Genomic DNA, 21,849 nt, shown 5'->3' with positions numbered 1-21,849 from the left:
GCCCGGTGATTCAAGTATCACTACCGATTCAACAGGCCTGTTTATTTTTAAATTAGAAACTCAGAAGCTTATCTCAACGATCTTTCAATTCCTGTACCCGACTATAAATCGCCTTTTTCTTCTGACCGCTGTAATCAACAAGAATATCGGTAATCTGCTTGACTGGAAGATTCTGTTTCAACAGACTCAAAATCAGATCGTCGAAATCACCGACATCGGTCTCTTCTTCAATAACGTCTCCCATCACCATTAAAACGAACTCGCCGCGAACCTTATCGGAGTTTTCCGTGAAATAGGCCACCACTTCGGCAACCGAACCGGAAACGAACTGTTCGAATGTCTTAGTCATCTCACGTGCCGCGACCATCTGCCGGCTTTCTCCGAACACACTCTCCATGGCCGCTAAAGTGTCCATGAGACGATGAGGCGATTCATAAAACACCAGAGTGCGGGTATCGTTCTTCAAACCTTCCAACACATCCAACCGCTTTTGGTTTTTGGCTGGAAGAAACCCTTCGTAACTGAAACGATCTGTCGGCAGTCCGGCGGCGCACAAAGCAGTAATCACCGCTGACGGCCCCGGAATCGGCACCACTTCCACGCCCTGCTGACGCAGCAATTTAACCAAATGGAATCCCGGATCGTTGATCAGCGGCGTTCCGGCATCAGAAACCAAAGCACCGCTCTCCCCTTGCTGCAAACGTTCCAACAACTGAGTACTGCGCGCCTGTTCGTTATGATCGTGCAAACTGATCAAAGGCCGCTGGATCATCAGAGCCTGTAGCAACTTCTGGGTATGGCGGGTATCCTCGGCCGCAATCCAATCAACTGAAGACAAAATCTCAACCGCACGATGAGTAATGTCTTTTAAATTGCCGATTGGCGTCGCCACAATATAAAGCGTGCCGTTTTTTGCATTTGCCGTATTGTTTTCCATAAAATCCTTATCAATCACTCAATTCACTATATAATCTGCATTACGATTAATTGTGAACCATTCTATATAAAAATGCGCAAATCCACCGCTTTAATTGTCTCTTCTTCCGTGATGGCAATCTTCCTTGCCTCGCTTTCCGGATGTACCACTCCCGGCGTACAGAAAGACACACAAACGACGACCGACATCGTGCTGACTCCAGCCGAAACGAAATCGGCTGCGGAACTTGAGATTGCACAACTCGAACAACGAATTCGAGTTGCCGAGCAAGCACGCGACTGGTCACAATACCTCTCCCTGAGCGAACAGCTATGGCATAAGGCCGACGACGAAAACCAGGCTGCCATCGAATACATGGTCTGGCACACCTTGTCCCAGGCTTTCGACACCCCGGAGAAAATCGACGAACTCAGCCAAAATTCCGATCCGAAAATGCAGCAGTGGGGAAGTCTGCTGGATGCCATGCAACAGCCGGGGCTCTATGCGGTCCAGGCCCTTTCGGACGTCGCCAGCTTCGAAACCGGCGCACTCTACAACCATCACTTGATTCAAGCCTTGAAAGAGCGCCTGAAAACCAGTCAATCCGTGCGCCAAATCGCCGTATTACTGCCTTTCAAAGGCAAGTACCAGCACATCAGCGAAGAGATCCGCAACGGTCTGTTGAAAGCCTATATGATCTCCAACCGCTCTATCAGCCTGAAATTCTATGATTCAAGCAATGTGGACGAAGTCCTGCAACGTTATCAACAGGCCAAGGAAGACGGTGCCGATCTAGTGATTGGGCCTTTGACCAAAGGAGCGGTGGAAAAACTGGTCGGTCACAACATCACCGACGTGCTCGCCCTGAACAGTGCCGACAATGCGGAATTCAAAACCTTCAACTTCCGCTCCCAGAACGAAAGCATGCAGATCACCCATCAGCTTGAAGGAAACGCCTATCAGCGCATCGCGATTCTGAGCAGCGACAACAACCGTGACATCGAAACGGCTCGTACCTTGCAGTCTCAATGGCTGTCGAATCCGGACAATGCGGCGGTACTTCACCTCTATCCGGTCAAAAATCCGAATTTGCGACAGGCGCTTGGTAAAATCATCAACGAAGAAGCCAGCCAGGCCCGTTACAACAACCTGCGCTGGTTACTGAGCGAGAACATTGAGTTTTTCCCGCGTACCCGTCAGGACCTGCAAGCCATCGTTCTGATCGGTAACGAGCAGCAAGTTGCTGTTTTCCATCCGCAATTTGAATTCTTCCAGTTAAAACTGCCGGTTTACGCGACGTCGAACCTGACACCGAACGATTTGCAAAACATCAAACGCAATAAAGACCTGGAAAACGTCATCTTCCCGACCATTCCTGCCGTGTTTACACCACAAGCTTTAAACACGCCATTGGAAGCGTTCGGATGGGACAGCTTCATGCTCGCTACCCAACTCGACAAACTGGCACCCAACTTGTGTTTGACTCAAGGACAGAGTGGCATTCTCTACTTAAACGAAGACCAACAGATCGGCAAGAAACTGATCTGGGCGCAATACTCGCCCGAAGGCCTGTTGACGCCTTGGACCAAGCCGCAAGAACCGGAAATCCTTAACACGCCTGAAACACTCCAAACGGTTGAAACAATTGAAGGCGTCGAACCACCGAAGGCACCGGCGATTATAAGCAACCGGATTGAAAAAAACGCCGTCGACCTACCGGCAACGGATATCCAGTCGACCGACCTTCCGGCTCTTCCCGGACAAGCTGCTCCGAATGAAACTCCTGCAACGCCTTAAAAGCAAACGAATCGGACAGGAAAAGGAAAGACAAGCGGCCGATTGGTTACGCCGACAAGGATTTAAAATTCTGGAAAACAACTACCACTGCCGTGGTGGAGAGATCGACCTGATTGGTCTTGACCAGCAACAAAACACGCTGGTGTTTTTCGAAGTCAAATACCGCCGTTCAACCGATTACGGCCACCCGGCGGAATTCGTCACAGCGCAACAACAGCAACGCATCATACGGTGCGCCCAACACTACCTTCTCAAACACCCCGACCTGCAAAACGCCGCCATGCAATTCGACGTACTCACCCTATTGGAGAACCAAAACGATCCCGAACGCATCGAAAACGCCTTCGGAATTTGATTGCCTTTATTTGAGCTTTATCCACTTATCCCAAAGTTATCCACAGGAAGATTCAACTCTTCCTTAGCACTCTGATAACGTTGTTCCGCTCTCAATACCACCGGAAGTGTCTTCAAGACCGAATCAGGATTCAGGCTCATCGCGTCAATACCGGCTTTAACCAGAAACTCAGCAAATTCCGGGTAATCCGAAGGAGCCTGTCCGCAAATACTGATGTGCTTACCGTGACGATGAGCACCTTCGATCGCCATCAGTACCATTTTCTTGACGCCCGGATCACGCTCGTCATAGTCGAACGCTACCTTTTCGGAATCACGGTCCACACCTAACACCAACTGAGTCAGGTCGTTGGTTCCGATGGAGAAGCCATCAAAATAAGCCGCAAAGTCATCAATCAGCAAGACGTTGTTGGGGATTTCCACCATCATGTAAACCTTCAAACCGTTCACACCTCGCACCAGTCCGTTCTCCGCCAGATTGTCGATGACGCTTTTCGCCTCATCCAAACGGCGGCAGAAAGGTACCATGATGATGACGTTATCCAAGCCCATCACTTCACGTACCCGTTTGATCGCCTTACACTCCAAGGCAAAACTCGCTTTGTATTCAGCATCATTATAACGCGATGCACCACGGAACCCGATCATCGGGTTCTCTTCCTTGGCTTCGAAATCGCTCCCACCGATCAGGGCAGAATATTCATTGGATTTAAAGTCCGACAGACGCATCACCACCGGCTTGGGATAAAACCCGGAAGCGATGGTACCGATGCCTTCAGAAAGCTTCTGCACGAAATAATGTTCACCATCGTCAAAACCTTCAATTAACGCCTCAACTTTGCTTCGTTCTTTTTCACTGCTGACCAACTGCGGGTTCAATAGTGCCTGCGGGTGCGCCTGAATGCTGTTGTTGATGATGAATTCCATACGTGCCAGACCGATACCATCGTTGGGAATCGAATTCAACTGGAACGAAAGCTCCGGATTACCCAGATTCATCATCACTTCGGTTTTAGGGCGTTCCAGACTCTCCAGATCGGTCTGAATAATTTTGTAAGGAACTTCGCCTTCATAGACTCGGCCTTCATCCCCTTCTGCACAAGACACAGTCAGCAACTGCCCGGTTTTGATCAATTCGGTTCCCTTGCCGGTTCCCACGACAGCGGGAATCCCGAGTTCACGAGCAATGATGGCGGCGTGACAAGTTCGCCCTCCCCGGTTGGTGACCAAGGCAGCGGCCTTTTTCATCACCGGTTCCCAATCCGGAGTAGTGATGTCGGAAATTAAAATTTCCCCTTCCTGGAACTCATGCAAGAACTCAACCGACGAAATGACTCGAGCTCTTCCGCTAACCACTTTACTACCTACTGAACGCCCCACGGCAATCGGCGTCGATGGAGCGCCAGTCAATTCATAACGCTCAAGAATCGATCCCTTACGCTGCGAGGCTACCGTTTCCGGACGCGCTTGAACAACAAACAGATCTCCGGTCACGCCGTCCTTCGCCCATTCCATATCCATTGGACGCTCTGTTCCGGCCTTCTCGCTGTAATATTTTTCGATCTTGATAGCGTAATCGGCCAGGCTCAACGCTTCCTGATCGGTAATACAGAAACTCCTGCGTTCCGCCATGCTGGTCGGCACGTTTCGAACCGGCTGGCGGCGGTTGGTGTCGGTCGCATAAATCATCTTGATTTTCTTGGCACCCAGATGGCGTTTCACCACCCCTCTAAAACCTTTATTGAATGTCGGCTTATGCACGTAAAATTCATCCGGATCAACCGCACCCTGAACCACGTTCTCACCCAAACCATAGGCTCCGGTTATCAGAACCACGTCCTTGAAACCGGTTTCTGTGTCAATCGAGAACATGACGCCGGAAGCGGCGATATCGGAACGCACCATTAACTGCACCCCAATCGAAAGCGCCACATCGAAATGTCCGAATCCCTGATCAATACGGTAGTGAATCGCCCGGTCGGTAAAGAGACTGGCAAAACAGTGTTTGCACGCATCGACGTAGGCCGCCAAACCGGAGATGTTCAAATAGGTGTCCTGTTGGCCGGCAAAACTCGCGGTCGGTAAATCCTCCGCCGTCGCTGAACTGCGAACGGCCAGGGAGATATGTTGACCGTATTCGGAAATCAGCACCTCATAAGCCGACACCATCTCTTTATACAATTCATCAGGCAGTTTGGCGTTATAGATCAAATCTCTCGCCTGCGCACCACGACGTTGCAAATCCTGAGTGCTTTCGGCATCTAATGGATCCAACACCTCATGCAACTTCGTCCACAGATCATTCTCATCAAGGATGGCACGATAGGCTGCCGAGGTGATTGCAAAGCCGTTTGGAATCGGTACGCCTTGAGGTACCAGACTTTGGTACATTTCACCCAGAGAGGCATTTTTTCCGCCGACTAACGGAATATCTTCGATACCTAATTCACTGAAAAAACGGATGAAACTGCTTGAAGAAAAGGACATTTCGGTAGACATGGTTGCACTCCTGTCGAATCGGATTCCGGATCGTAAATTGAACAGTACGAAGCTGCATTGACTGCCAGTTAGCTTACGCTTATTAATGCGTTTTATCCAGACTGAAAGTGGTAATTTTTCGGAGAGAGTCATCATCACTCAATCATTCAAAAAATCAGGCCGTCAGGATTTTTCAAGTTGCCAAAAAACGAACAGGCCTGCCTGAATAATATCAAGCAGGCCTGTTCAAAATGTTCAAGATGAACTTAAGGTTACTTTTCCACCACGATACGTACAAAACGTCCGTCACGTTGCGGTGTACACTCCACAACCTTGAATCCGAGACTGGTTAACATGAACACGATGTCATCCGCGTGGTAACGATTGTGCTCCAGAAAATGGTCGAAGACATCTTCGATTTCATCGCGCCCTACGTCTTCATTCCACAAAGTCTTTTCAGGATAACGGTGCGTCAGATAATCCGCCAACGGCTGGCGAACCAGATCAATAATGCAAAAACGCCCGCCCGGCTTCAGCCAGCGATGAACCGCCTTGAACATCAATACCGGCTGCGGCAGCTCATGCACCAGCATGTTCGCCATCACGGTCGCCACTTTGCCTTCTCCAATATTGGCTTTCGGATCATTGAGGTCGTCTTGAAGCATACGACCGTTTTCAGCCAGTGGCAGTTGAGCCGTCAACATATAAGGCGCGGCTTCGATACCCACCACGGTATTGCGCGGATACCGCAGCGACAAATCGTTCATGAACTGCCCGATGCCCGCACCCAAATCCATTAACACATCGCCCGGCTGAATCACACCGTTCATCTGAGCATTCCAGAACTCCCAGAAATCGATATCGTGACGCCGCTCGTAAGTAGAGGTGATCATCTCTCGTGCGTGTTCGCCGTCACCACCATGGTGTTTCAAGATCTGCGCTTGCGTTTTTTCCATGTCTTTTCCCTTTCCCATGCTGTATTAATGTCGAACTATCTTAATCTGGATGTCACGCGTCCTCAACAGATCGACACGATTACGACACCAACTTTAGCCTGCCACGTTCAAATAACCTACACAATTTTGAATGAATGGATTGTAAAGAAAAAGCACAACTCCCTGTAATACCCCAGTAAAACACTCAAATATAAAAACCGTAAAATGCCCGATAAATACGAGAGAATACGAGTTCTCTATTCCCGTTTTTATGCTAGTATGGCTGATATTATTAAATACTAATTTCCGATACATAAAGAGTGCCGAACACGCAATTTTCAAAAAACAATGCGCTAACATCATTACGACAACGGATCGGCATTTTTTCCGTCGTTTTGCTGACGGCACTATTCAGCGTTAAAGGCTACGCGGACAACCAGCCCGATTCAGCATCAGCACTCTATTTTGCCCCCCTGCCGATGAGCAATGCCAAACGAAGCGTCGCCAAAAGCCAGGCACTCATTCAACTACTTCAAACCGCTTTAAACCGCCCAGTCATCCCAAAACTTTACGATGACAACAAATCCATTCTAAAAGCGTTTCAGAATGGAGAAATCGACTTTGTGGAAGCGGGTCCTCTCTTCTATCTTCAATTAAGCAAACGGGCGTCCTGGATTTCCCCCTTAGTTTCGGTCAACCAACAATTAGAATCGGGGCATCACCGATGCGTACTGGCGGCACCGGTGGACGGAATCAAAAGCATCAGGGAACTTGCTGAGATGCCCAACGTCAAAGTGGCTCTGACAGACCCTCTCTCAACCTGCGGTTGGCTCATGACAGAACACCTTTTAAAACAGCAAGGTTTAAAACTGTCTCAAATGGATTATCACTTTACCGGCTCCCACCAACGGGTTGCATTATCCTTAATGCGCAACGAATATCAGATAGGTGGTCTGGCAAAATTCATAGCCGAACGCTATTCAAACTTTGGCCTTAAAATACTCGCATCTTCCCAACCGCTGCCCCAGTTCATCATTGCCGGCAATCCAAAAACTCTGTCCGCACAACAGCTTGAACAGGCGAAAAAAGCCATGTTGGACTACGAACCTGACGTTTCATGGGGGTTGGGATCTACCGGCTTTAGCCCAGTTTCAATGAAGCTTTTTGAAGAACTTAAAGTGATTGAACGTAACAGCCACGTAGACTATGAAAGCCTGGGGCGTTCAAAATAATGATAAACAACTCGAAAAAACAGTATCACCTAAGAGACTGGGGAACGGCCATTGCGTTCAGTCTACTGGTCTGGATCGTCCTCTTCCAAGGACTTTATCAAGTATACAAAACCGATAACCAGACTTATCTGGATGAGCTCATCTCTAAACAAGAAATCGCCTGGCAAGCTGCAACCAAAATGTTCCAGCGCGGTGTAGAAGCTCGCTTCCAATCTGAAATCTACCAACCGGAAGTGCTCGAATTACTTGTAAAGGCGCAAAACCCAAGATTAGAGCAACAAGCGCGAATTGATCTCTACCGTCTTCTCTACCCTTATTACCAGAAACGACTTCGCCAAAATGACGGACATTTCCAGCTGCATTTTCATACCGCGGATAACCACAGTTTCCTGCGTTTTCACCAACCTGAGAAGTTCGGTGATGATCTGAGCCAGGCTCGCCCTACCGTCGTCAAAGCCAACCAGACCCTGCGCCCGGTATACGCCTACGAAAGCGGTAAAATCATATCCGGCCTGCGCCACGTCTTCCCGATCATCTACAAAGGACGTCACTTGGGAAGTGTCGAACTCAGCCAAAAATTCGAATCCTTGAGAAAAGAGATTGCGCTGTTCAATCCACAGCATGAATTCACCATTCTGTACAATCGAAAATTGTTGGAAGCCAAGAGTTTCAAACAGTTCTCCTACATCTACTCACCCAGCCCGATTTCATCCGAATGGCTGGAAGAGGATGCCTTTAGAATCCTTCCGCAAACACCTCTGCCACTATCGCAGACCATGCACGACATCTCGGAGATTGCTAAAAACGATCCTTCCCTGGATGCCGACCTCGATCATGGTGAAGAGTTTGCCAAGGTCTACCCGTTCGGAAAGACATATTACGCGTTGACGTTTACTCCGATCCACGACATCAATCAACAAAACATGGCCTACTTGATTTCCTTGAGCCAAGCCGACGAAATCACCGTTAATCACCAACGTTTGTGGACCTACGGAACGATCCTGACTCTGATCGTGATTCTGTTCGCATACGGTCTGTGGCGCATACTGGCGTCAAGAAGACAACAGTATCAATATCAAACTTACCTTGAGGGTATCAACAACACCATCGGAGAAGGTCTGTACGTCACCGATACAGACGGACTGATCTCAACCGCCAACGAATCCGCGCAGAAAATACTTGGCTATTCCGAAGAAGAGCTGCTTGGGCTCAACCCTCATGACTTATTCCATAAAGCGCTCGATACAGCAACGGGAGCACACCACTGCCCAATCGAAGAAGCCGCCAACAACGGGGAAACCTTCCAGGGCGAACTCGTCTTCATAAGAAAAAACCGGCATGAGATGCTGGCCTCTGTCTCCAGCCAGCCACTAATCATCAACAACCGTCTTAAAGGCTCGGTTGTCAGTTTCAAGGACATCACCGATCAAAAAGCCATCGACGAAGCGCTGCATATCGCAGCCACCGCTTTCGAAACCCAAGAAGGGATCATGATCACCGATCCGAAGGGAAACATTCTGAGAGCCAACAAAGCCTTCAGCAAGCTGACGGGCTTTAGCCAAGACGAAGTCATCGGCAAAACGCCGCGCATTTTGAATTCGGGCGTACAGGATAAAGAGTTCTATCGTCAGATGTGGCAGAACCTGTTGAAGAATCATTTTTGGCAAGGTGAGATCTGGAACCGACGCAAGAATGGCGACATCTATCTCGAATGGCTGACCATCACCGCCGTCGTCGACAAAACCGGCAAAATCACCCAATTCGTAGCCAATTTCTCAGACGTTACCGAACGCCACAAGGCACAGGAAGAGATTCAGCGACTCGCATTTTATGATCCGTTAACAAAACTTCCTAACCGACGCCTATTACTAGATCGTCTCGAACAAGCCATCCTCCACAGCCAGAGAACCCATCAGTGCGGAGCCCTGTTCTTCATCGATCTGGATAACTTCAAGACGCTGAACGACTCCAAAGGTCATATGGTCGGTGACCTACTGCTCAAGGAAGTCGCAAACCGTCTTTCCTCGGCGGTACGAGATGTGGATACGGTCTCCCGTATCGGTGGAGACGAGTTCGTTATCCTGATGGAAAACCTCGGCGAGAACAGTGAACAAGCCGCCACCCATGCGGAAGAGGTTGCCTTGAAGATTCTTGATATTTTCAGAAATCCGTTCACTGTCGGGCATCAAAGCCACCACACCAGTCCAAGTATCGGGGTGGAAATTATTCATTGCCGCCACAACCACTCGGACGAAATTCTGATGCATGCCGATCTGGCAATGTACCAGGCCAAGAAACATGGTCGCAATACGGTGCGCTTCTTTGATCCACAGATGCAGACCAACGTTGAGCAGCTCGCCAGCTTGCAGGCGGATTTACGTGCTGCCATCGACCAGAAGCAGTTTGAACTCTATTACCAGCCTCAGGTAAACCAGCACGCGGAAATCATCTACGCAGAAGGGTTGATTCGTTGGAATCATCCTGAAAAGGGGTTCATCTCCCCTGCCCAGTTCATCCCACTGGCGGAAGATTCCGGCTTGATCGTTCCAATCGGCGACTGGGTGCTGAAAACCGCCTGTGAAGCCCTGGTCAAATGGCGTAATGATCCTGAATTGAACCATATTAAACTGGCGGTTAACGTCAGTGCCAAGCAATTTGCTGAAAACGACTTTGTGGAGAAGGTCAAGAAGACTCTGGAAGAAACCGGCGCCAATCCGAATTACCTGAAACTGGAATTGACCGAATCGGTGGTGGTCAAAGACATCGAGAAAACCATCCTCACCATGAACGCCTTGCGCGACATCGGCGTGCGTTTCTCGATGGACGATTTCGGAACCGGACACTCATCACTGTCGAACCTGAAACGTCTGCCGCTGTCGCAGCTCAAGATCGACCAGTCCTTTATCCGCGACCTGACGGTGGACAATGACGACGCAATCATCGTCAAAACCATCATCGCCATGTCAAACACTTTGAAACTGGAAGTTATCGCGGAAGGTGTGGAGACGTACGACCAGAAAGACTTCCTGAACCAGAACCAGTGTTACGTCTATCAGGGCTACCTGTTCAGCCGCCCTATCGCACAGCCGGAATTCGAGAGTCTGGTGAAGAGCACCTCACAGATCAACGCTCTGGTTCTGGACGATTTCGAATTCTAAAACGGCCACTCGGACTTCCGTCCGGGCGGCAAATCGAGCCTAGTTCAACTCAACCCAGCGATCCAGATAACTGAAATACAACACCCACTTCTGCGCCTTTACACCATTCGGCTGCGTTGCATCCAACACATCGAACAAGCGGCCGTAACGGGCTAACTGAGGTTCATAGTGCGCCACCTGTTTTTCGATGAAGGCTTCAATCTTGTCAGCATCCCCTTCGAAGAAACTGGTTTTGTAATCCACGATCCAACGCGTTCCCGCTTCGTCCACGAAAGTACGGTCGACAATATGATTCGCCACGGCCTCTTCTTCCAGAGACGTCAACGGATATTCCGTCTGCGATTCAAGATGATCGGCTTGTAACGCCCAACACACCTTGTCGTTAGCCAATCCATTATTCAAAGACTTCATCACACGTCGATGCGCTTCCTGCAATAATTCACCTTGTAAGCCTTCCTGCTTGAGCCATTGCAGATAGAAATCACTGCACGCTTCAAGTTCGGCTTGCGACCATTGGCGGACATCGTCCTGCGCCATTAATTCAAACACCGCATGCACCAGGTTACCGACCGAGGTATTCAACAAGGCCTGATCGCTGCCCACCTCACTGTAACGTTCGGCAGTAACCTCTTCCGGTTCTAAAATCGCGTCCGAAATACTTTCCACCGCCGTTTCAAGCGTTGCGCTTTCAGCTTTGAACGGCTGAAAATCCAACTGCTCGGACAAACGGTTACGATCCATCGGCAAACGGCTCACCTTTGGCAGAATAGGTTCGACTTCCAACATAGTTTCCTCTTCGTCATAAGCCGCGGCCATTTGTTCGAATTCACTGCCGACACAACACCACAAAGGTTCCAACAAACTGCCTTTTACCGGAGTGATGACCTTGTCGGATTTTTCGGAAATCTTATACGACAAGGAACCGAATAAATGCAGCTGCGTCTTGGCACGCGTGGCCGCCACATACAACAGTCTTGCCAGCTCGTAATCCGCTTTTTCCTGTTCGAAACGTTTCAACAGGCCTGCCAGAAGTGAATCGCCTTGTCCTCGCTGATCCAACGGAGCTATCACCAACCATTCACGCATTGCACCCGACACTTCGACATCCGGTCCCAAAAACTGCAACCAGGACACCAACTCCTTGTCATTGGCGCGCGGTTTGCGCCCCAATCCCGGCAGAATCACAGTATCGAATTCCAACCCTTTGGATTTGTGCATAGTCATCAGCTCAATCTGCTGACTCTGCGGCGACGCATCCGGGCTGGCGTAAAGTGTTTCAATCAGGTCGTCCAACTTTTTGGCGTTCAACTCCTCGCTGTCGACCTGCGCCAACGTCTGCCAGAAAACCTCGACGTTATCCAAAGCGGTCGCATTTTCGACGGTTTGTGCGCCGTCCAGTTGCAGCCAGCATTCGCGCACCACCACCGAAAACGGCAGGCTTCCCAAACGCCTTATCGCTTCCTGCAACACCGGCAGAACCGACTGCAAACGCTGTTGCCCAATCTCGCTAAGCGAATTGTCCGACCAGCGGTCAGTCTGAATCAAGTCCCAGACCGGACGATAAAAATCACCGCCCAAAAGTGCATGCAGGTCATTCAAAGACAAACCGACCAACGGTGAACGCAACAACGCAATCCATGCAGGACGGTCGGCTAAATGCAATAACGCGCGACTTAACGCCAGGCAGTCCTGAATCTCTTGTCTGGCCTGCAACGACTCCAATTCCACCGCCCGGAAACCGATGCCCTGTTGTTTCAACAGACTGGCGATCACCATCAGGCTTGAACGGGTGCGCCCCAACAGCGCGATTTTCTTATCAGGCTGATCCTGCAATTCCGCCAGACGCTGTTTAATGAACTGCACCGCCTCAACCGCTTCGCTCTCGGCCGACTGATTCAAATTCCAGTGCGTGTAAACAGCAACATCATTGCGCTCCGAGAATGCTTCGGCGTGACTGTAACGTACCGCACCGGTTTCGATATTGTCCTGTTTCGGAAACACCTTATGGAACGTCTGATTGACCCATTCAACCACCGAACGGCTGGAACGGAAGTTCACCACCAGATTCAGCGGCGTCAGACTGACTTCGCCGATCTTGCCCTGCCACGCCTTGAGGAAGTTCCCGACTTCCGCTTCACGGAAACGGTAGATCGACTGCATCGGGTCACCGACGATGAACAGGGTACGGCCATCACCCGGCTGCCAACCCGCCACCAGTTTGCTGATCAACGCATACTGCTCGCTACTGGTATCCTGAAACTCATCCACCAACAAATGGTGAATCTGATAATCCAGTTGCTGCGCCAACTCGGTTGGCTCCAATTCAGTGCCCAACGCCTGACTTGCCGCCTGCGCCACTTCGATAAAATCGGCCTGCCCCTGTGAACGGAACACCACTTTCAGATAGCCCGCCGCCATGGTCAACAGTTGAATCAGCCATTGCAGGTTATCCCACTGATCCTGAGTGTATCGAGGATCCGGCAAGCCTTTAAGCACCACCAGACTCTGCAAAATCTGCTGTGATTGCGGCGCTTCCCGCAATCCGGCCAACGCATTCAGGAAACGGTCTTTATTATCTTTGGCTTCGCCTTTTCCGGCCGGAAACCCACTTCTTTTATCGACTGTTTTACGGACGCTCTTGTTGTCTTTGGTCACAATCCAGTCGGCGAGAATTCGCCACTTTTCCAAATCTTCAATGTCACCCTTGAGGTTCCAACCACACAAAGGCTGTAACCCTTCTTGATCGTTCTGCACCGCAAAGTCGGCCAGTTCACAAGCCTCACGCAACAGCGGCATCACCGCTTTAAGGTGCGCTAGCTGGGTTTCCAGCTCCTGCTCGACAATCAGGCTCAAAGCCTGTTCCAAGATTTCCCGCGCTTTTTCGCCCTGCATGGAAAGCAAACTGCCCATCCACTGGTCTCGTTTCTTGAGCATGTTGACCAACAGTGCTTCGGCACGGTTGTAACGGCCGTTCACCAGTCGCAACAGACTCGCCATCGCTTCGTTGCAGTTCGGGTCTTTCAACGCCAGACGAGCCGCCTCCAGATAATGCGGATCGGCGTTCTGGGAAACCTGAGGCTGCGCCCCCATCTTCGAGAGCAACGGCATCTGTCCGACCAGAAAGCCGTTCATGCCGTCGATAGTCTTGATTCTCAAACGGTTGGGGTTTTCCAGAAGTGACCAGGCCTGTTCGGAATCGCGCAACAACGCTTTGCGTGCCAGTTTCCAGGTATTGATTTCGTATAGTGAAGCATCCTCCGCCAAAGCGGTTTTCTGCCCCAATTTCAAAGCGCCGATGATACGTTCGCGCATCTCGGCGGCGGCCTTTTTAGTGAAGGTCATGGCGACGATCTTTTCCGGCTGGTCGACCTGCGACAGCAACGCCAGAAAACGCTGGGTCAGCAAGGCGGTCTTACCGGAACCTGCCGGAGCCTGAACGATAAACGACTCGAACGGGCTGATCGCCTCGAAACGCGCTCCGCCATCCGTTAATTCTCCGTCAGGCTGCAAACCGAACAGGGTTTCCAGGCTTGGCGCTACAGAAATGTCGGTTCCGGTTTCAAAATCCGGTTCAGCCTCTCCGAACAAATCCGTTTGCATGGCTGCATATTCTTCATAATCCGAACGGCTCATTCGATCTCCTCCGCTCTGATTCCGGCCTGCGCCAACTGCATCTCCACTTCCGGCAATCTCAACGCCAACAAGCTCGCAGCATAGGCGATATCCGCCGGTTTATCGAAACGCATATCCGCCACGCCCTGTTGAATCGAATGCGCCAAGTCCAATACCTCCTGCTTCAGACTCTCCAGAAAATCCGGCCACTGCACCTCATAAAAATCGCTGCCCTCTTTCTCGGCCATTTTCGCGAACACTTTCACCGAACGCCCGCCGCTCAGAACCTCGTCTTCCGCCGCCAGTGCATTCAGGCTGACGCCGTCATCGGAATGCAGCAACGCATAACCGATTCCGGCCACCGAATCTTCCAAGGTGTGCAGATACACCGCCAACTGCGGTGCCTTGACCGGCGACACCAACAGGTCGTTGATGCTGGCCTTACCGGTCTTGTAATCCAAAATCACTTTCTCGCCGCTGACTGTGTCGATGCGGTCAATGATGACTCTGAATTCAATGCCGGCCAATTTAATCAGGGTCTCGCGTTCGGTCTCTTCAACCGCAAACGACGGACGCTGTTTTTCCACGTCCATCCACTGCAACAGCAGTTCCAAAATGCGTGCCTGCTCTAACGCCAGATAATGTTCGTCGAAGGCGTTTTTCAAACCATCAAAACTGGTTTGGATCAGGTCGATCAGACGCTGTTGGATTTCTTCGTCGCTCAAGGTGAACAGATTGGCCTGCGTCTTGGTCTCCTGCCAGAAATGTTCCAGCACCTCATGAATCAAGGTTCCCTGATTGGTGCTTTGCAGGCCGTCTTCGACCTCTTGTAAATCGTTGCGCGCCCCCAGACGGAAATCCATGAACGCCATCAACGGACACTTGCTCTGCGCCTGAAGAATTCCGGTTCCGCCCGGTGCATGAGTGCCCTCTGGAATTTCCGGTCCTCGGTTATCCAACTCCCAGACCAAATCGCTGCGCTGGTCGAAATTCACGCTCGCCAAGGTCCGGTAATCCGCACGAGTAAATGAACAGGCCTGTTCAAAAAGATCGGACTCCAATAAAGGACTGTTTAATAGCTCGGCTTCGCCCAGATAATGGGCGTAACTCCACACCTGAACCGGTGCGGCGGCATAAAGACGTTTTGTGACCTGACGGGCATATTCGAGTTCGCGCTGAGCGTCGCAGCGCGGCAGTTTGTAGGTACGCTGCAGGGCCACCGGCAGGAATGGATTCGGGTTCGGCATTCTTGGCCACGCTTCGTCGGTCAGTCCCATGACCCAAAGCGCGTCGAACTGCTGTCCACCCGCTTCGAGCATTCCCATAATCTGGATCGGCTGTAGTCCACGGCTTTGCGACTGGTGCAAGGTTTCGCCAACATAGCGGTTCAATACGGACAACCATTCGCTCAAAGACTGCTTACCTTGCGTGGCCGTCAGGCTGCGGAAACGGGCAAGCACATCGCCAAACGCCTGCTTCTGCTGGTATTCGTCACTGTTGAGTTCACGGAAGCTCGCCCAGCCGAGTGTCTGAAGACAAGCTTCCGCCAGATCGACGAATTCGGCAACGGAAAGCGACGCGGTCGATTCGCTTTCAATTTTCTTTTGCCATTGCTGCAGACGCTTTTTCAGGCCTTTCGGCAGTTTATCACCCGCTTCCGCCGCCAATAGCGACGGCCACTTAAAACTGGTCCATTGCATTCGTCGTAAACTTGCATCGGACTGCTGTCTCTGCAAGGCATTTTCGGCGGTATAAGGAGAAATCAGCCATTCGCTCCACTCACTATAAGCGCAGGTGCGTCTAGGCTGTAAAAACAATTTGAGGGTCTGAAGCGCATTCTTCACCAAAGGCACTTCACGCAGTGAAACACCGAGAGACAAGTTATAGAGAGTATGGGTTTTGGCGCTCTGCAAATGCAGCCACTGCTGTTGCGCCAAAGCGAGCTGTTCGTCCAACGCACCGCTCAAAGCGGCTTTGTAATCCGCCAGATTCGGAGCGACCACACCGATCTTGATGCTGTGAACCGGCTTGGTCTTCTGTAGTTCTAGCCACTGTTGCACACACCAGTTTGCTACCTGACGGACTTCGTCCAAAGGGTCTTGGGCGGTATAGAGAGACACTTGCGGTGCCGTTTCGATTTCCATATCGGCCTGAACCAATACCTGACAGCCACGCTGTTCGGCGATAGAACGCCAACGCTTCATCAATGGTGTGATTTCGTCAAATCCGTGCAGTACAAAGCTTTGCGGCAAACGTCCCTTTCCATCCGCCAGCCATTGCAAACGTTTGCGCTGATGCTGCACTTCATCCTGCCAGCCATGTTCGTCCAAGATAGCCTGATAGCGTTTAACGCCGCTTTTGAACAGTTCGACCTCTTCGGAATGGAAGTGCAGTTCCAACACCTCGTCACGCTGTGAGTCGTCCAACCACTCCATCCATAACGACCAGGCCTGATAGAGTTGTTTGGCGGTACTCGACGGATTCAACAACGTCAGCGGCTGTCCCTGATCGTCGGTTCGCTGTTCGATCTCCTGCTCCAGAACCTGCTCCCAGACAAGTTGCGCCTCAAAGGTGGAGAGAATCTTGCCGGACAGATCATCTTGTGCCAACTCGCCGCGTAACAGGCAGGCCTGTTCCCATTGCAGCCACCATTGCCCGATAGTCATCACCTGCGGCGTCACAATCACCGTCTGCGTCTGACTGGCAAGCGCCTGCTGTTTCAAGGTTTGGGTCAAACGGCTGTTAGCGGTTAGGTGAATCACGGACATATAAAATTCCAAAATCGTCGGTTTAACAATGTGTTTCTAACAAGGGGTTCAGCATACCAAAACGTTGGGGTTCTTTAGCTCAAAAATTGAATCAATTGCCCGCCATGCTGTTTGATCCAGCGTTTGGCCTGCGGCGTTTGTGGGTAATGGCGCTCCACCAGTTGCCAGAAGTTGCGTGAATGATTGGCGTGCACCAGATGGCACAACTCGTGGACGATGACGTAATCCACCACCCACTCCGGCGCCTGCATCAGCTTCCAGTTGAACTGGATACGCCCGTCGGGATAACAGCTTCCCCAACGCGACTTATAGGTTTTGACGGTAACACTTTTAGGCTGCACGCCGATCTGCCGCGCATAGCTTTCCATTCGCGGTTCGATGTAAGCATGGCTCTGTTCGATAAACCAGTGTTGGATGGCCCCTTTGATGTCAGTCAGAAACGTTTCGGATTCGGTATCGACGTTTTCGGCAATACCATGCAGATAGAAAGCACCGTCCTGCAAGCGGCATTGCAGTTTCGATTTACGGCGTCTTGAAGAAACCGCCCGGTTTTCCGATACATCCGCTTCGGAAAATTGCAGTTCATAAGCTTCGCCATGAAACAAAACCGTCTCGCCCGGTTGCGCCTTGAAGCCTTCCAGTGGTCTGGACTGCAAAGTCTGTACCTTGCGGGCAATCCATTGTGAATGATGTTGCAGCAGCTTGTTCAGCGCCCGCTCGGACAGATGACGTGGAACGTGCAGTTCGATGCCCGAAGACGTGTGTTTGAGCGCGATCGATTTCTTACGGGCGGTTTTGACCACGGGCAGCTCATGCTCTCCGGCCGTAAAACTATTCACAGGCTGTGTTTTCAGCAGTTTATTCAACAAATCGCAATCCCACGCATGACCAAAATCCGGCTCTTGGAATGTTCCGAAAACCCTCTTCGAAACCAAACGCCGCTTGTATGAATATTATAGAGACTCCACAAAAAATGAAACGGCTAATCCATCCTTTTTGTTGCACACTTTTCATTGCTTCTCCCGAACCCGAAAGCGGCCTGTTGTTCCTTTATCCGCTCAAGTGGCTTAGAATGCAAGCCATTGCACTTATAACGCGACGACAGCCGAATTCCATGCCGACAGCCCAGCACTTCAAACATCCGATCGACACAGAACAAACCGCCATCGATGCTTTGGCGGAATGCACAGGCCTGTCCAAAGCGGAACTCAAAACCTGTTTCAGCAAAGGGGCGGTATGGCTGACGCAAGGCAAGCAGAAACCCGTCCGCTTACGCCGCGTCAAAAAAGACCTCAAACCGGGCGACTTTATCGAACTCTATTACAACCCCGATGTGTTGCACGAAGAAGCCACCGCCCCGCGTCTGATGCTGGATAAAAAACAGTACAGCGTCTGGTTCAAACCGCGCGGCATTCTGTCACAAGGCTCAAAGTGGGCCGACCATACCGCACTCTACCGCTGGGTGGAAATGAACTATCATGCGGAAAACGAATCGTCGCCGAGACAAGCCTGGATAACCCACCGTCTGGATCGCGCCACCGCTGGCTTGCAGATTCTGGCGCACACCAAGAAGATGGCGCAGATCCTGACAGGCCTGTTCGAAAAACACCAAATAGACAAACAGTACCAAGCGATCGTGCACGGCGAGTTTCCGCAAGAGACCCAAACCTACAAAACGCCAATCGACGACAAACCGGCGGTTACGCATGTACAGCGCCTGGCTTACGAACCGGAGCGAAATCTGACGCAAGTTCAAGTTACGATTGAAAGCGGACGCAAACACCAAATTCGCAAACACCTTTCGCAAGCTGGCTTCCCGATTGTCGGCGACCGATTATATGGCGACGAACCCCTTGATAACTCACTTAATATGGAACAACGACCAGACCTGCAACTGACCGCATTCCGCCTGCAGTTCACCTGCCCGGTCGACGGCGAGCCAATAGACATCGAACTGAACGAAGAACAGCTCGATTTACTTCCGATAAACACAACTCAAACCGAGCCGGGCTGATGAAACGCCGTTACCGTTTTCCCGTCAAAGGCAGTTATTACTATTCGGCTGACGAGGCCTTTTACCAAGGTTTGATTTTCAACGGACAAACGGTGACATTCAAACCGGAACCGGAGAACCCGCACGACAAACACGCCATGCAAATCTGGTATTTCGCGCAACCCGACGACGGTTACCTGCTCGGTTACCTGCCACGGCAACTCGCGCGCTACTGGCAACCGGCCTTGAAACGTAAATTGCAAAACCACCCGGACGATATCCGCCTGACGCTCTCCAAAGCCGTCGCCAGAGGCAAACTTCTGCGTCTGGAATGTTCGTGCGAACTGGATTTCAACTGGCTGCAACACCTGTATTTTCTCTGGCTGAGTTTCTGGATTCGTCAGACACACCGACTCAATTTTCTGAGGCCGAACCGACAAATCCGACATTCACGCCCCGATTGATTTTCGCTCTGTTAAAATCTTCGCCATATACTGTTTAAAAATCGTTTAATCCAATTTCCGTCGGGAACCTTATGAACTCAATCAATCTGGAACAATGCGTTCAACAACTGCAACAGTCTGACGACTATCAGGTACTTCGAAAACTGCAACCGGCCAACCAATTCAACACACCGAATCCGGCTGCAGCCACCCACAAGGTTTGCATCATCGATACCGAAACCACCGGATTGGACACCGACGTTTGCGAGATCATCGAATTGGGTTATCAAATTGTCGAGTTCGATTCCGAAGGCCATTTCTACCGAGTGCTGTCTGCGCAGAACTTCCTCAACGAACCGAAAGGTGAAATCACCCCCGAAGTGACTCAGGTTACCGGACTGACTATGGAAGACGTCAAAGGCCACAGCATTCCGTGGCAGCAAGTGGAACAGGAACTGGCGGACGTGCAACTGTGCGTGGCGCACAATGCCGGATTCGACCGCCCGGTAGTGGAACGTTACAGTGAAACATTCGTAAACAAAATCTGGGGCTGCTCTGTGGCACAGATCGACTGGCTGAATCTGGCCGATGTCGGTTCACGCAGTCAAGAATTCCTGTGCTGGAAAATCGGCCAGTTCTTCTACGGCGCCCACCGCGCTTTAGATGATGTGCAGGCCTTAACACAACTGCTGTCGATGCCGATCTCCGACGCACAAAAACCGGCATTCCACTTCCTGCTGAAAGCGGTTCGCGTCAGCAAATCATTATTGAAAGCCACCGGCGCACCGTTCGACATCAAGGACGACCTGCGCAGCCGCGGTTATCGCTGGAACGTCGGCGAACGCGTCTGGCAGAAAGTCATCGACGACTCCGACCTGCAAGATGAACTGGCCTGGCTGATCGACCACAACACCCCGAACCCGAACGTCATCAAACTCAAAGCCACCGACAGCTTCTCGGTGCGTGCGCGATAAGAGTTAAAAGATAATTCAAAACCTAGCAGGCCTACTAGGTTTTCTTTACGGTGACATGAACGCCAATTTAGGCGTTTATCGATTTGATTTTCTCAAAGTTTCCGACGGCGATTCGCCGAACAATTTCTTATAATCCGCACTGAACTGCCCTGCGTGGGTGAAGCCCCACATTTCGGCGATCTCGATAACGGTACTGTCTTGAGGTGCGTTTTTGAGTGCCCGTCTGACTTGATTCAGTCTTGTCATGCGCAGAAACTTCAATGGGCTGTAACCCAGAATGGTTTCGAAACTGTATTGCAGAGTCCGTCGGCTGACGTAAGCGATTTGACAGAGTTCGGTCATGGTCACGGGTAACTGTTGATGCGTTTGAATATAGGCTTTGACCCGTTCGACCACATCTTTTCGATGCTTGTAGCTCGGCAAGGTTTTTTTGCGGGTCGGATGATCCGGAAAGGCCTGTAGCAGGCTGGAAACCAGAATGTCTTCCTTGATATGCGAGGCCATTCGGTTGGAGTTGGCACCAAGTACTTCGGCCAAATTGTACTTCAGAGATTCGAGTCTCTGCGGTTCCAGTTCAATGACCGGCGACTTGAAAACATCAAGCTCCCTTAACTCCAGTCCTTGCAGCTCTGCGATGTTATTGAGAAAAGAACTTTCCAGCACGATGCCGTAGATATTGAAGTCTTCGGGCGTGACCAGTTCAAACTCCTCGTTGCCGACACGGGTTGCCAAAGTATTGCTTGCAAGACTCTGACCGTTAATGCGCACATCCTCGCTGCGCTCGAACGGAATCCCGAACCAGATTGCATCCGGCCAGATCTGACACTGCTGATGCAAAGCGCGGTTTGTGTATTCCCGAAACACATGCAGATTCCGACTGGTGAGTTTATCGACCCTTCCATAAAAAGAACCTTCACTCATCTGATCGTATTCCTGTAGCCAGTTGGTCAGGTTATTAGCTTGCTGGTCTGGATCATTTGTATTCAAAGTGCACCGAGATAGTGCACTTTCCTGATTTTTAATACCCAACATTTCGCTCACCCTCCTGACCAACATCACTACATGAACCAATTAAACCACTATAAACAGTTGTTTTACATGGCTTTTAAAACATTTGCCAAAATTCGATATTCGCTCGGAATGTAACTCGCTTGCAAATTTTCAAGCAACTTTTATTCCTCGTAGTCAT

14 protein-coding genes are annotated in these 21,849 nt (G+C 50.8%); 7 read left to right on the top strand and 7 right to left on the bottom strand.

Annotated elements, in window-relative coordinates; translation table 11 throughout:
• Window positions 1–73: 73 nt before the first annotated feature.
• Window positions 74–937 carry a 16S rRNA (cytidine(1402)-2'-O)-methyltransferase gene (rsmI, locus tag QCB45_RS06625; RefSeq protein WP_279420082.1) on the bottom strand — a complete coding sequence of 288 codons (864 nt, stop codon included), beginning with the start codon at window positions 935–937 and terminating at the stop codon, window positions 74–76.
• Between the two features lie 72 nt (window positions 938–1,009).
• On the opposite strand from rsmI, the gene QCB45_RS06620 reads away from it, so the two are divergent.
• Entirely contained in the window at window positions 1,010–2,713 is a 1,704-nt protein-coding gene (locus QCB45_RS06620; protein WP_279420081.1) for a penicillin-binding protein activator, read from the top strand.
• Window positions 2,691–3,068 carry a YraN family protein gene (locus tag QCB45_RS06615; protein WP_279420080.1) on the top strand — a complete coding sequence of 126 codons (378 nt, stop codon included), beginning with the start codon at window positions 2,691–2,693 and terminating at the stop codon, window positions 3,066–3,068. Before QCB45_RS06620 ends, QCB45_RS06615 begins: the two co-directional genes overlap by 23 nt.
• Window positions 3,069–3,085: 17 nt before the next feature.
• Here the strand turns inward: QCB45_RS06615 and ppsA are convergent, their stop codons facing one another.
• Window positions 3,086–5,566, bottom strand: a complete 2,481-nt coding sequence (ppsA, locus tag QCB45_RS06610; RefSeq protein WP_279420079.1) for a phosphoenolpyruvate synthase — start codon at window positions 5,564–5,566, stop codon at window positions 3,086–3,088.
• Between the two features lie 251 nt (window positions 5,567–5,817).
• Window positions 5,818–6,501, bottom strand: coding sequence for a class I SAM-dependent methyltransferase (locus tag QCB45_RS06605; protein WP_279420078.1), 684 nt, complete (start codon window positions 6,499–6,501; stop codon window positions 5,818–5,820).
• Between the two features lie 299 nt (window positions 6,502–6,800).
• Here QCB45_RS06605 and QCB45_RS06600 point away from each other — a divergent pair, with 299 nt between their 5' ends.
• Together QCB45_RS06600 and QCB45_RS06595 are read left to right on the top strand one after the other, a co-directional pair.
• Window positions 6,801–7,712 (top strand): phosphate/phosphite/phosphonate ABC transporter substrate-binding protein, encoded by a 912-nt coding sequence (locus QCB45_RS06600; RefSeq protein WP_279420077.1) that lies wholly within the window; start codon window positions 6,801–6,803, stop codon window positions 7,710–7,712.
• Complete coding sequence (locus QCB45_RS06595; RefSeq protein WP_279420076.1) at window positions 7,712–10,870, top strand: EAL domain-containing protein; 3,159 nt, start codon at window positions 7,712–7,714, stop codon at window positions 10,868–10,870. Before QCB45_RS06600 ends, QCB45_RS06595 begins: the two co-directional genes overlap by 1 nt.
• 39 nt (window positions 10,871–10,909) lie before the next feature.
• Here the strand turns inward: QCB45_RS06595 and QCB45_RS06590 are convergent, their stop codons facing one another.
• From QCB45_RS06590 to QCB45_RS06580, 3 genes are all read right to left on the bottom strand, one after another.
• A complete protein-coding gene (locus QCB45_RS06590; RefSeq protein WP_279420075.1) occupies window positions 10,910–14,503 on the bottom strand; it encodes a UvrD-helicase domain-containing protein in 3,594 nt (1,197 codons plus the stop codon).
• Window positions 14,500–17,250: a PD-(D/E)XK nuclease family protein gene (locus tag QCB45_RS06585; RefSeq protein ID WP_279420074.1), complete on the bottom strand. Its 2,751-nt coding sequence runs from the start codon at window positions 17,248–17,250 to the stop codon at window positions 14,500–14,502. The genes QCB45_RS06590 and QCB45_RS06585 overlap by 4 nt, the downstream gene beginning before the upstream one ends.
• A 74-nt stretch (window positions 17,251–17,324) precedes the next feature.
• Window positions 17,325–18,119 carry a SprT family zinc-dependent metalloprotease gene (locus QCB45_RS06580; protein WP_279420073.1) on the bottom strand — a complete coding sequence of 265 codons (795 nt, stop codon included), beginning with the start codon at window positions 18,117–18,119 and terminating at the stop codon, window positions 17,325–17,327.
• Window positions 18,120–18,322: 203 nt separating this feature from the next.
• On the opposite strand from QCB45_RS06580, the gene QCB45_RS06575 reads away from it, so the two are divergent.
• From QCB45_RS06575 to QCB45_RS06565, 3 genes are all read left to right on the top strand, one after another.
• Entirely contained in the window at window positions 18,323–19,264 is a 942-nt protein-coding gene (locus tag QCB45_RS06575) for an RluA family pseudouridine synthase (RefSeq protein WP_279420072.1), read from the top strand.
• Window positions 19,264–19,707 (top strand): HIRAN domain-containing protein, encoded by a 444-nt coding sequence (locus tag QCB45_RS06570; RefSeq protein ID WP_279420071.1) that lies wholly within the window; start codon window positions 19,264–19,266, stop codon window positions 19,705–19,707. The genes QCB45_RS06575 and QCB45_RS06570 overlap by 1 nt, the downstream gene beginning before the upstream one ends.
• Before the next feature lie 71 nt (window positions 19,708–19,778).
• Complete coding sequence (locus QCB45_RS06565) at window positions 19,779–20,660, top strand: 3'-5' exonuclease (protein WP_279420070.1); 882 nt, start codon at window positions 19,779–19,781, stop codon at window positions 20,658–20,660.
• Window positions 20,661–20,735: 75 nt separating this feature from the next.
• Here QCB45_RS06565 and QCB45_RS06560 read toward each other — a convergent pair whose 3' ends face one another.
• Entirely contained in the window at window positions 20,736–21,692 is a 957-nt protein-coding gene (locus tag QCB45_RS06560) for a helix-turn-helix domain-containing protein (RefSeq protein ID WP_279420069.1), read from the bottom strand.
• Window positions 21,693–21,849: the final 157 nt, after the last annotated feature.

The sequence above is a fragment of the Thiomicrorhabdus sp. ZW0627 genome (assembly GCF_029767005.1).
Classification (GTDB): domain Bacteria; phylum Pseudomonadota; class Gammaproteobacteria; order Thiomicrospirales; family Thiomicrospiraceae; genus Thiomicrorhabdus.
This window is presented reverse-complemented; position numbering and strand designations above follow the sequence as displayed.

What these genes read in the sequence shown, in the direction of transcription:
- QCB45_RS06620 (WP_279420081.1), top strand. Translation starts at nt 1,010, where the DNA reads ATGCGCAAATCCACCGCTTTAATTGTCTCTTCTTCCGTGATGGCAATC.
- QCB45_RS06585 (WP_279420074.1), bottom strand. Translation starts at nt 17,250, where the DNA reads ATGTCCGTGATTCACCTAACCGCTAACAGCCGTTTGACCCAAACCTTG.
- QCB45_RS06605 (WP_279420078.1), bottom strand. Translation starts at nt 6,501, where the DNA reads ATGGAAAAAACGCAAGCGCAGATCTTGAAACACCATGGTGGTGACGGC.
- QCB45_RS06570 (WP_279420071.1), top strand. Translation starts at nt 19,264, where the DNA reads ATGAAACGCCGTTACCGTTTTCCCGTCAAAGGCAGTTATTACTATTCG.
- QCB45_RS06595 (WP_279420076.1), top strand. Translation starts at nt 7,712, where the DNA reads ATGATAAACAACTCGAAAAAACAGTATCACCTAAGAGACTGGGGAACG.
- rsmI (WP_279420082.1), bottom strand. Translation starts at nt 937, where the DNA reads ATGGAAAACAATACGGCAAATGCAAAAAACGGCACGCTTTATATTGTG.
- QCB45_RS06590 (WP_279420075.1), bottom strand. Translation starts at nt 14,503, where the DNA reads ATGAGCCGTTCGGATTATGAAGAATATGCAGCCATGCAAACGGATTTG.
- QCB45_RS06615 (WP_279420080.1), top strand. Translation starts at nt 2,691, where the DNA reads ATGAAACTCCTGCAACGCCTTAAAAGCAAACGAATCGGACAGGAAAAG.
- QCB45_RS06560 (WP_279420069.1), bottom strand. Translation starts at nt 21,692, where the DNA reads ATGTTGGGTATTAAAAATCAGGAAAGTGCACTATCTCGGTGCACTTTG.
- ppsA (WP_279420079.1), bottom strand. Translation starts at nt 5,566, where the DNA reads ATGTCTACCGAAATGTCCTTTTCTTCAAGCAGTTTCATCCGTTTTTTC.
- QCB45_RS06575 (WP_279420072.1), top strand. Translation starts at nt 18,323, where the DNA reads ATGCAAGCCATTGCACTTATAACGCGACGACAGCCGAATTCCATGCCG.
- QCB45_RS06565 (WP_279420070.1), top strand. Translation starts at nt 19,779, where the DNA reads ATGAACTCAATCAATCTGGAACAATGCGTTCAACAACTGCAACAGTCT.